Below are 9,666 nucleotides of genomic sequence, written 5' to 3'. Positions count from 1 at the left end.
TTGCGGACGGCCGCCGCCTCCCCCGCCGCGCCCGTCCGCACCATCCCACGGCGCGACCCGGTTCTCGTCCGTGTTTGGCACCAGGAGACGCTGACATGACCAGGCATCGCGGACGCGGCATGGCGTCGATCAACTATCCCATCGGCATGAACCTTGGCGGCGACCCGAGCCAGGCCCTGGTTCACTCCAATCCCAGCGGCAAATTCACGGTGGCGCTGTCGTCGATCGACCTCGGCCAGGGGATGAAGTCGGTGACGCGGCAGATCTGCGCCGAGACGCTGGGCGTGCCGGTCGAGGACGTCTATGTCGACACGGCCGATTCCGACACCGGCCCGCACTGCATGGGCTCGTTCGCCTCGCGCGGCACCCACCGGGTCGGGAACGCCGTGATGGCTGCAGCGCGAGAGGCCCGCGGCGTGATGATGGAGGCGGCGGCCGAGGAGCTCGAGGTCAATGCCGCCGATCTCGAAACCGACGGCCGCGGCAATATCCACGTCAAGGGCGCGCCGCATCGCTCGATCTCGACCAAGGATGTCGCGATTGCCGCGCAGTTCAAGCAGGGCAAGACCATTTCGGGCCGCGGCATCTTTCTGGTGCCGCTGTCGAACGTCGACCCTGAAACCGGCGAGATGTCGCCGGCGACCTGTTACGCCCATGCCTGCCTCGTCGCCGAGGTCGAGGTCGACGACGAGACCGGCGATGTCGCGATGGTCCGCATGGATTCCGCCTATGAGCTCGGCCGCGCGCTGAACCCGCGTCTGGTCGAGCAGCAGCTGGTCGGCGGCGCCTGGATGGGCGTCAGCCACGCGCTCTACGAGACGCCGGAGCCCTATTATCCCGAGCCCGTTCACGGCCCGCGCGACTTCGTCGAATATCTGATGCCCGGCCCCGGCGACATCTGCCCGCACGATATCGCGGTGCTTGAACGCCCCGCTCCCGATGGTCCGTTCGGGGCCAAAGGCCCCGGCGAGATGTGCGCCAATCCGGTGCTGCCGGCCGTTGCGAACGCGATCTTCAACGCCGTCGGCGTGCGCATCGACGACCTGCCGATCACGCCCGAAAAGGTGCTGCGCGCGATCAAGGCCCAGGGCGGCGCGCGGCCGCAGGCGCGGCGCTAGAGGATCGGTCGTGGCGGTTCGCAGCAACATCGTCGGCATCGACAGCCCCGAGGCGCTGGAGAGAGCGCTTCGGGCAGCCTATTACCTCGCCGACGAAGGCCTTGCGACCGCGGCCTATCTCGGCCTCGCGCTCGGCAAGCCGCTGCTGCTGGAAGGCGCGCCCGGCGTCGGCAAGACGGAAGCCGCCAAGGCGATCGCCGCCGTGCTCGGCCGGCGCCTGATCCGCCTGCAATGCTACGAGGGCATCGACGCTTCTGCCGCGCTCTATGAGTGGAACTACCCGCGCCAGATGCTGGCGATCCGCCAGGCCGGCGACGAGAGCATCGACATCTATGGCGAGACCTTCCTGATCGAGCGGCCGATGCTCGCCGCGCTCCGCGCGTCCGATTCCACCGTGCTCCTGATCGACGAAATCGACCGCGCCGACCAGGAGTTCGAGGCGTTCCTGCTCGAATTCCTCTCCGACTTCCAGATCTCGATTCCCGAGCGCGGCACGGTTCGCGCGGCGGAGCGCCCCGTGGTCGTGCTGACGTCGAACCGGACGCGCGATTTGCACGAAGCCTTGCGCCGCCGCTGCGTCTATCACTGGATCGACTATCCGACCGCGGAGCGCGAGGCGCGGATCATCATGATGCGCGCCTCCAGCGTCGCCGAGGCCACCGCCCGCGCCGTCGTCGCGGCCGTGGAGAAGTTGCGGCGCGAGCCGCTGAGCAAAGCGCCCGGCATTGCCGAGGCCGTCGACTGGGCCGAGGCCGCGACCCTGCTGCACAAGGGCGGCGCCCGCTGGCCGGATGCGTTCAAGCGCTCGATCGGCGTGGCGCTGAAGGACGAAGAGGATCTGCATTTCATCTCGCCGCGGCTCGACGCCATGCTCGCGGAGGCGACCGCATGAGCGCCGAACCGCAGCTCCCGCGCGCCGCGCGCATCTTCGTCGCCTTCGTCCCGCTGCTGCGCGCGAACGGCTTTGCCGTGGCGCCCGAGCAAACCACCACGTTCCTCGCCGCGATCGCGCTGCTCGGCCCGCGCGACATCGAGCATGTCAGGCAAGCCGCCCTCGCGACGCTGGCTCCGCCGCCCGAACGGCGCGCGACCTTCGACCGGCTGTTCGATCTCCACTTCCGCGGCAGCGAAGCCATCGCGCGAGACGACGAGGGCGAGGACGACGAGACAGTCCGCCTCCAGGAGGAGGGCCGCGGCGACGAAGAGCCCCTGCTCTCCGACGAGGCCAATGAGTCCGGCCTCACCGCGACCCGAAGCGAGGCGTTGGTCGAGCGCCGCTTTGGGGCGGCTTCGAGTACGGACGCATTGCGCCGCCTGACGCGGGAGGCACCGCGGCGCCTGCCGCGACGACGCGGCCATCGCCGCATGCGCACCCGCCGCGGGCCGTTTGCCGATCTCCGCCGCACCTTGCGCGACAGCGTCCGCAGCGACGGCGAGATCCTGCGGCTCGGTCACATGAAGCGGCGCCAGCGTCCGCGCAAGATGCTACTGCTGATCGACGTCTCCGGCTCGATGAAGAACCGCACCGAGGAGAACATGAAGCTCGCGCATGCGCTGGTGCAGGCCGCGCCCGGCGTCGAGGTCTTCACCTTCGGCACACGGCTGACCCGCGTCACTCGCCCGCTGCGGCTGAAGCACCGCGAGCAGGCCATGAACGCCGCCGCGCACCTGGTCAGCGACTGGGACGGCGGCACCCGCATCGGCGACGCGCTCCAGGCCTTCCTCGCCGTGCCCCGCTTCGGCGGCTATGCCCGCGGCGCCGCCGTAGTCATCGTCTCCGACGGACTCGAGCGCGGCGAGACCGATGCACTTCGCGACGCCGTCGCGAAATTGTCGCGGCGGGCCTGGCGCTTGAGCTGGCTGACGCCGCTGGCGACAAGCCCCGGCTTCCGCCCGCAGACCGAGGCGCTCGTCGCCATCGAGCGCTTCGTCGACGACCTCGTGGATGGCGGTTCGAGCGCGTCGATCATCGCGCATATTCTGGCGTTGGGACGAAGGAGAGCGGCGTGAGCGATATTGTCGACGGCCATCATCACATCTGGCGGCAGGCCGACCTGCCCTGGCTGATCGGCCCTATGCAGCCGCGCATCTTCGGACCTTACGAGCCGATCCGGCGCGACTACCCGATCCAGGAATATCTCGACGACCTCAAGGGTACCGGCGTCACGCGTTCGGTCTATGTGCAAACCAACTGGGCCAACGACCGCTTCGAGAACGAGGCCGCGTGGGTGCAGCAGACTGCTGACGAACACGGCTGGCCGCACGCGATCGTCGCCTATGCCAATTTTGCCGTCGACGACGTGCGCCCGCAGCTCGACCGCCTGAAGCGCTACAAGCTGGTGCGCGGCGTGCGCATGCAGCTGCACTGGCACGAGAACCCGCTCTATCGCTTTGCCGCCTGCCCGGATCTCTGCGCCGATCCGATGATCAGCCGCAACGTCGCGCGCCTCACCGACTATGGCTGGAGCTTCGATTTGCAGGTGTTCACCCCGCAAATGCCAAACGCCGTAGTGCTGGCCGAATCCTGCCCCGACGTGACCTTCATCCTCCAGCATGCCGGCATGCTGGAGGATCTCTCGCCCGCCGGCCGCGCCGCCTGGCGCGGCGGCATGGCCCGGCTCGCGGCCTGTCCGAACGTGGTCTCAAAGCTCTCCGGGCTTGGCACCTTCATCCATCGCAACGATCCCGCGCACATCGCCGCCGTGCTCACCGACACCGTCGCGATCTTCGGCGCCGAGCGCTGCCTGTTCGGCTCCAATTTCCCCATCGAGAAATTGTGGACCAGCTATCGCGAGCTCGTCGGCGCCTTTCGCACCGCCGCCGCGCCGTTCAGCGCGGAGCAGCAGGACGCTATCTTCAAGACGACGGCGACGCGCGTCTACCGGCTTTGACAGACAAGAAACAGATGAGGGAGGGCAACGAATGGCGCTGGAGATCAAGATCCTGGACTATGGCGATATCGAACTGGAATCGAGCTTTCTGGTTCTCGGCCGCGACTGCGGCCGCACCCGCCGCGTCCTCACCCTCGGTTTCCTGATTCTCGGGGGGAAATATCCGGTCGTGGTCGACACCGGCTACCGCTCCAACCAGATCATGGAGACGCTGGGCATGCGCGGGCTGCAGTACCACGAGAACATGATCGAGAACCAGCTCGCGCGCCACGGCGTGCGCATGGGCGACGTCCGCTTCGTCTGCCACACCCATCTGCACATCGACCATGCCGGCAAGGACGATCTGTTCCCGATGAACACGACCGTTGTGCTCAACCGCAAGGAGCTCGAATATTCCGTCTCCGGACTGATGCATCCGCAATATCCGGCGCCCGACATCAAGCACCTGATCGACCGCCTGCACACCAAGAGCGCGCTGCGCTTCCTCGATCTCGAGATTACCGGCCCGATCGAGCTGATGCCCGGCGTCTATTGCGACGCGGCCAATGCGCATACGGAGGGCTCGATGAACGTCATCGTCGAGACGGCCGATGGGATTGCGACCATCTGCGGCGACGTGATCTACGATTTCAACGACCAGATCGTGACGCCCTTCAACGAGATCCATGATTGGGAGCCGCGCACGACGGGCAACCACGGCACCAGCAAGCGCGCCGAGAAGGCCTCGATCAAGAAGCTCCTGAGCAATTCGCGCTATTTGCTGCCGGTGCACGACCGCCCCGCCAAGATCGAAGGCGGCAACGTCGTCGGGCGACTGCACGATCAGGTCCCCGGCCCGATCGTGCAGTCCTTGCCCGCACGCAACTGGTTCCCGGCTTGAGATGATCTTGGGGATCGACCGATGACGCACGTCACCTTGCGAAGCGAATTCGAAACTTTGATCGACCCCTATGCGCCGGTCGCGCAGGTCGGCACCGGCTTTGACTTCACGGAGGGGCCGATCTGGCATCCGGTCGATCACTATCTGCTGTTCTCGGACATGCCGGGTGACGTGCGCCGGCGCTGGGATGCGCGGCGCGGCGTGGCCGAGGTCAAGCGTCCCTCGAACAAGTGCAACGGCATGACCTATGATGCTGAGCTCAATCTGATCGTCTGCGAGCACGCGACCTCGTCGCTGATCCGCGAACGGCCGGACGGGCGGCGCGAGGTGCTCGCTTCGCACTTCCAGGGCCAGGAGCTGAACAGCCCGAACGACGTCTGCGTGCACTCCTCCGGCGCGATCTATTTCTCGGACCCCTGGTACGGCCGCATGCCGGTCTATGGCGTGGAGCGCCCGCGTCAGCTCGGCTTCCAGGGCGTCTATCGCCTCGTGCCCGGCGGTGAGCCGAAGCTCGTGGTCGAGCGCAATCTGTTCGACCAGCCGAACGGCCTGTGCTTCTCGCCGGACGAGAAGCTGCTCTATGTCAACGACACCGTGCAGGCGCTGATCCGCGTCTTCGACGTCAACGCCGACGGCTCGCTGTCGAATGCGCGGGTGTTCGCAAGCGGCATCCGCTCCGAGCTCGAAGCCGGCCTGCCCGACGGCATGAAGTGCGATCAGCACGGCAATGTCTGGGTCACCGCGCCCGGCGGCGTCTGGGTCTATTCGCCGCGCGGCGAGTTGCTCGGCAAGGTCCGCGTGCCCGAGATGGTCGCCAACCTCGCCTGGGGCGGGCCGGATTTCCGCACGCTGTATCTGACCTCGACGCATTCGGTCTACGCTATCCCGACCAAGGTCGGCCCGCGGCATGAGCCTTACATGATCGGCCGGCGAAGCGGCGGCGGCCAGGCGGCAAGCGCCTCGCCGGCGGCGCCTGTCCTCGCTGACGGTGACATGCGGCTTGATCCGCAGCGCTGTGCCATGATCATCCAGGACCTCCAGAACGACGTCATCATGGACGGCGGCGCTTTCGCCGAGTCAGGCGCTCCCGGGCATGCGAAGCAGCAGCATGTCGTCGAGAATGTCCGCCGCCTGGCGGAGACCGCGCGGGCCCGCGGCGTCGCCATCATCCACGTCTGGTTCGTCGTCGAGCCGGGCGCACCCGGTGTTACGCTGAACGCACCGCTGTTCGAAGGTCTCGTCGACAGCAAGGCGATGGTGCGCGGAAGCTGGGGAGCGGCACCTGTCTCCGGCCTCGAGCCCCGGCCCGGCGATTTCGTCGTCGAGAAGATGCGGATGAGCGCGTGGGAGGGCACGCGGCTGGAGACAATCCTCAAGGCGACCGGGCGCGACATGATCATCAACACCGGCGCCTGGACCAACATGTCGGTCGAGCACACCGCCCGCACCGGGGCAGACAAGGGCTACTTCATGATCGTCCCCGAAGATTGCTGCTCGACCATGAATGCCGACTGGCACAATGCGTCGATCAATTTCGCCATGCAGAACGTCGCGATCGTCACGAGGGCAGATGCCGTTATCAAAGCGCTGGGATGAGCGGTGGCAAAGATTTTGCACCTCTCCTGCTCGCCGCGCCCTGACTCCGAGTCGAGCGCCGGCGCGCGCGTCTTTCTTGACAGCTTTCGTCAGGCCCGGCCGGACTGGGACCTCGATGTCGTGGACCTCTGGCGGGAGCGGATGCCGGAATTCTCAGGACCCATCGCCGAGGCCAAATATGCACGGATGAACGGGCAAGCCTTCAACGACACGCAACGCGACAGCTTTGCCGAGGCCGAACGCATGGCGCTGCGGTTTTCGTTGGCCGATCGCGTGCTGATCTCGACGCCGATGTGGAACTTCAGCATTCCCTACAAGCTCAAGCAGTGGCTCGACATCATCGTGCAGCCCGGACTGACGTTCCGGTTCGACCCGTCACAGGGTTATCTCCCGCTGCTCAAGGATCGGCCGACGCTGGTGATTCTCGCCAGCGGCAGCGACTTTGCCACCGGCATGAACCGCGGCCGCATCGACATGGCAACGCCCTACCTGCGAGACATCCTGCGCTTCATCGGTATCGACAATGTCCGTTTCGTGCCGATCGGGCCAACCACGGGGCCGCAACAGCCGATCGAGGCTGCGCGGGAAAGGGCGCATCGACGTCTGGCCGCAATGGCCGCGAATTTCTGAGCACCCGCGACGCCGAACCCGTTTAGAGAGTCCCGATTTGCGCTGAGCCTTGCGCATCCCCTGACCGCGCCTGACGATAGACGTGCCCTGGCTCCGTCCACAGGAAGCCATTCGAGAAGGGCACACCAGGATAGGCCGCAGCAAGCCGGCGGTTGCCGCCATCGGCATCGTCACGACCGTCCAGCACGTCGCGAAAGGCCTTGGCGACGACGACCATGTCGCAATCCTGCGGCGACAGGCGCAGTGATCCGACGTTGCTCTCGCGCAAGATGCCGGCCTCGCCCAGCAGATTGGTGCAGGTGTGCGAGAGCGTCTGCACGCCGTTGATGGTCAGGAAGTCCTGCTGCTCCAGCGTGTTCAAGAGGAGTCCATCCGGGTCCTTTTCACAGACGAAGCGGCAATTGTCCTTGGTGAGCTTGTGAAGGCGCGCATGATAGCAACGCGCGGAGATGGCCAGCGGCACCCTGCCGAACGCAAACACCTCGGTCGTAATGTCGGGAACAGCCTTCGCGATCGTCGCCACCGAGGCCAGCGGCAATTCCGGCGGCAGGCAGATGCGCCTCGCCCCGCGCGCGGCGTGAAAGGCCGCGCTCGCTTCGTTGTAGATGTTGACGAAGGGACCGATGGCGTGCGGCCGGCCTGCGAGCGCCCTGAGACAGGTCAGGTCATTGACCTCGACCAGCACGCCTTCTGCCGCCGCGAGCTCATCGGTCTGACGGCGCTCGCGCCGCAGCGAGACCAGGATCAGCGAGCCCAGCAGCACCTGCTTGCCTGCGTTCTGCAGCCGCTCGACCACGGCCGGGATGTGGTCTGCCAAAAACGGCGAGCGCTTCGAGCAGACGATCTCGCCGACGGACACGACGTCAACCGGTGCTTCGTCGGCGATCCGGAAATAGAAGTCGCGCCAGCGTTCCGGCGCCCAATTGTACAGAACTGGACCGAGGCTGAGTTGCATCTTCCGGACCTCACATAGTCAACAAGATTAGCGCCAGGTCTTGCGATAGGCGCCGAGCGTGGAGGCCTGCCCTTCGGTGAACGGCTTCAGGCTTTCGATGTCCGCCTCACTGCCGCTCTCGAGCGCGGCGAGCGCATGACGGAAATGGCGCACCACGCTCTCGACATAGGCACGGCCGCGCTGGCGGCCCTCGATCTTGAGCGCGGTCACGCCGGCATCGCGCATGCCTTTAAGCAGCGCCGTGGCGTCCAGGCTGACGGGGTCCTCGAAAATATAGCCGGCGCCCTGGGAGGTCGAGAAGCGCCCCTTGCACAGCGTCGGATAGCCGGCGGGCTCGCTCACGGCGAACCGGTTGATGGTGAAGCCGCCGAGACTGGACTTCGTCCCATCCACAGTCTGTTCGTAAGTCACATGGCTCGGCGGCGAGCAGACGCCCTGCATGTTCGGCGACTTGCCGGTCGCATAGGACGACAGCAAGCAGCGCCCTTCGGCCATCACGCAGAGGCCGCCGAACACGAAGACCTCGGTCTCGCAGGCCGACTCCCGGGTGATCTCGGCGATTTCAGGCACGCTCAGGACACGCGGCAGCACGACGCGGCGCGCTCCGAAGGTCTCAGCGTAAAAGGCGATGGCATCGGGATTGGCGGCCGCAGCCTGCACCGAGACGTGCAAGCGCTGGTTGGGATGGCGCTTCGCCGTGTAATCCATCAATCCGATATCGGCGAGGATCAGCGCATCGGCCCCCGCGCTCGCCGCATCGTCTACCGCGCGATGCCAGATATCGACGGCAGAGGCACGCGGGAAGGTGTTGATGGCCACCAGGACCCTTGCGCCGCGGCCATGCGCCAGTGCGATGCTCTTGCGCATTTCGTCGCGACTGAAATTCAGCCCCGGAAAATTGCGCGCATTGGTCTCGTCGTTGAAGCCGCAATAGATTGCATCGGCGCCGGCATCGATCGCGCTCTTCAGCGCTGCCGGCGTACCGGCAGGACAGATCAGCTCCATCATCTCGATTGCCCGCCATGGCCGGATGAGGCGATCACGCGGCCACGGGCGGCCTCGAAGGCGCGCCTCGCCGGTGCGCCCAGCCGGCCGAACAGCGAGGACAGCTCTTCGGCCAGATCGAGCTGGGCATCGTCGATCGCATTGCGCAGCGCCAGCACCGCCTCGACATCGCCCTCGACCACGAGCTCACGCGAGAACATCAGGGCATCGCCATCGACCCTGCCTTCGAGCAGCGCCAGCAGATTGGCGAGCGAAGCCGAGATCCGCGCATCCAGGCCTCGCGGCAAGTCGCGCACCGCCGACAGGCGCGGCGGCCTGGCTTCGACCACGAAGGCGAACGGCAGATCGATCGGCTTGATACCGAACCGCGCGCGCGCGTGATCACCGAGCCGGTCGAATATTGCGGGGTTGCGCCGATGGATCCGCTGCAGGAAGCCGGCGAGAACGAGCTGCAGCGGCAGCAGAGGCAGGGGACGCATGGCCAATGCGACAAGGGGCGGAATCGTCGGCAACGGGCCGGGCGATGCGGCGGACGGATCATTCATGGCCACACATCTGGACGGATTGCACGCCGCTGTATTTGACCGGGAA

General features: G+C 66.4%; 10 protein-coding genes. 7 read left to right on the top strand and 3 right to left on the bottom strand.

Annotation, left to right across the window (positions count from 1 at the left end; genetic code table 11):
• Positions 1-95: 95 nt before the first annotated feature.
• Genes CV770_RS23460 through CV770_RS23430 form a run of 7 tightly spaced genes read left to right on the top strand, consistent with a single transcriptional unit; the run spans position 96 to position 7,115 of the window.
• Entirely contained in the window at positions 96-1,118 is a 1,023-nt protein-coding gene (locus CV770_RS23460; RefSeq protein ID WP_104464027.1) for a xanthine dehydrogenase family protein molybdopterin-binding subunit, read from the top strand.
• A gap of 10 nt (positions 1,119-1,128) precedes the next feature.
• Positions 1,129-2,010, top strand: coding sequence for an AAA family ATPase (locus tag CV770_RS23455; protein WP_104464026.1), 882 nt, complete (start codon positions 1,129-1,131; stop codon positions 2,008-2,010).
• Positions 2,007-3,128, top strand: coding sequence for a vWA domain-containing protein (locus CV770_RS23450; protein WP_104464025.1), 1,122 nt, complete (start codon positions 2,007-2,009; stop codon positions 3,126-3,128). The genes CV770_RS23455 and CV770_RS23450 overlap by 4 nt, the downstream gene beginning before the upstream one ends.
• Entirely contained in the window at positions 3,125-4,009 is an 885-nt protein-coding gene (locus CV770_RS23445) for an amidohydrolase family protein (RefSeq protein ID WP_104464024.1), read from the top strand. Before CV770_RS23450 ends, CV770_RS23445 begins: the two co-directional genes overlap by 4 nt.
• A gap of 31 nt (positions 4,010-4,040) precedes the next feature.
• The gene (locus CV770_RS23440) at positions 4,041-4,889 is read left to right on the top strand and encodes an N-acyl homoserine lactonase family protein (protein WP_018318076.1); all 849 of its coding nucleotides are present in this window, start codon (positions 4,041-4,043) and stop codon (positions 4,887-4,889) included.
• Positions 4,890-4,910: 21 nt separating this feature from the next.
• A complete protein-coding gene (locus CV770_RS23435; protein ID WP_104464023.1) occupies positions 4,911-6,485 on the top strand; it encodes an isochorismatase family protein in 1,575 nt (524 codons plus the stop codon).
• A 3-nt stretch (positions 6,486-6,488) separates the two neighbouring features.
• Positions 6,489-7,115, top strand: a complete 627-nt coding sequence (locus CV770_RS23430; protein ID WP_104464022.1) for an FMN-dependent NADH-azoreductase — start codon at positions 6,489-6,491, stop codon at positions 7,113-7,115.
• Positions 7,116-7,137: 22 nt separating this feature from the next.
• Here CV770_RS23430 and ubiV read toward each other — a convergent pair whose 3' ends face one another.
• The 3 genes from ubiV to ubiT are packed head-to-tail and all read right to left on the bottom strand — an operon-like array spanning position 7,138 to position 9,620.
• A complete protein-coding gene (gene ubiV / locus CV770_RS23425) occupies positions 7,138-8,070 on the bottom strand; it encodes a ubiquinone anaerobic biosynthesis protein UbiV (RefSeq protein WP_104464021.1) in 933 nt (310 codons plus the stop codon).
• Positions 8,071-8,097: 27 nt separating this feature from the next.
• Complete coding sequence (gene ubiU, locus CV770_RS23420) at positions 8,098-9,075, bottom strand: ubiquinone anaerobic biosynthesis protein UbiU (protein WP_201760001.1); 978 nt, start codon at positions 9,073-9,075, stop codon at positions 8,098-8,100.
• Positions 9,075-9,620 (bottom strand): ubiquinone anaerobic biosynthesis accessory factor UbiT, encoded by a 546-nt coding sequence (gene ubiT, locus CV770_RS23415; protein ID WP_104464019.1) that lies wholly within the window; start codon positions 9,618-9,620, stop codon positions 9,075-9,077. Before ubiT ends, ubiU begins: the two co-directional genes overlap by 1 nt.
• Positions 9,621-9,666 lie beyond the last annotated feature (46 nt).

This window comes from Bradyrhizobium sp. AC87j1, from assembly GCF_002936975.1.
Lineage (GTDB): Bacteria > Pseudomonadota > Alphaproteobacteria > Rhizobiales > Xanthobacteraceae > Bradyrhizobium > Bradyrhizobium shewense.
This window is presented reverse-complemented; position numbering and strand designations above follow the sequence as displayed.

Excerpts from the sequence above, each read along its gene's own strand:
- ubiT (WP_104464019.1), bottom strand. The coding sequence starts at position 9,620 with ATGAATGATCCGTCCGCCGCATCGCCCGGCCCGTTGCCGACGATTCCG.
- CV770_RS23450 (WP_104464025.1), top strand. The coding sequence starts at position 2,007 with ATGAGCGCCGAACCGCAGCTCCCGCGCGCCGCGCGCATCTTCGTCGCC.
- CV770_RS23435 (WP_104464023.1), top strand. The coding sequence starts at position 4,911 with ATGACGCACGTCACCTTGCGAAGCGAATTCGAAACTTTGATCGACCCC.
- ubiV (WP_104464021.1), bottom strand. The coding sequence starts at position 8,070 with ATGCAACTCAGCCTCGGTCCAGTTCTGTACAATTGGGCGCCGGAACGC.
- CV770_RS23460 (WP_104464027.1), top strand. The coding sequence starts at position 96 with ATGACCAGGCATCGCGGACGCGGCATGGCGTCGATCAACTATCCCATC.
- ubiU (WP_201760001.1), bottom strand. The coding sequence starts at position 9,075 with ATGGAGCTGATCTGTCCTGCCGGTACGCCGGCAGCGCTGAAGAGCGCG.
- CV770_RS23440 (WP_018318076.1), top strand. The coding sequence starts at position 4,041 with ATGGCGCTGGAGATCAAGATCCTGGACTATGGCGATATCGAACTGGAA.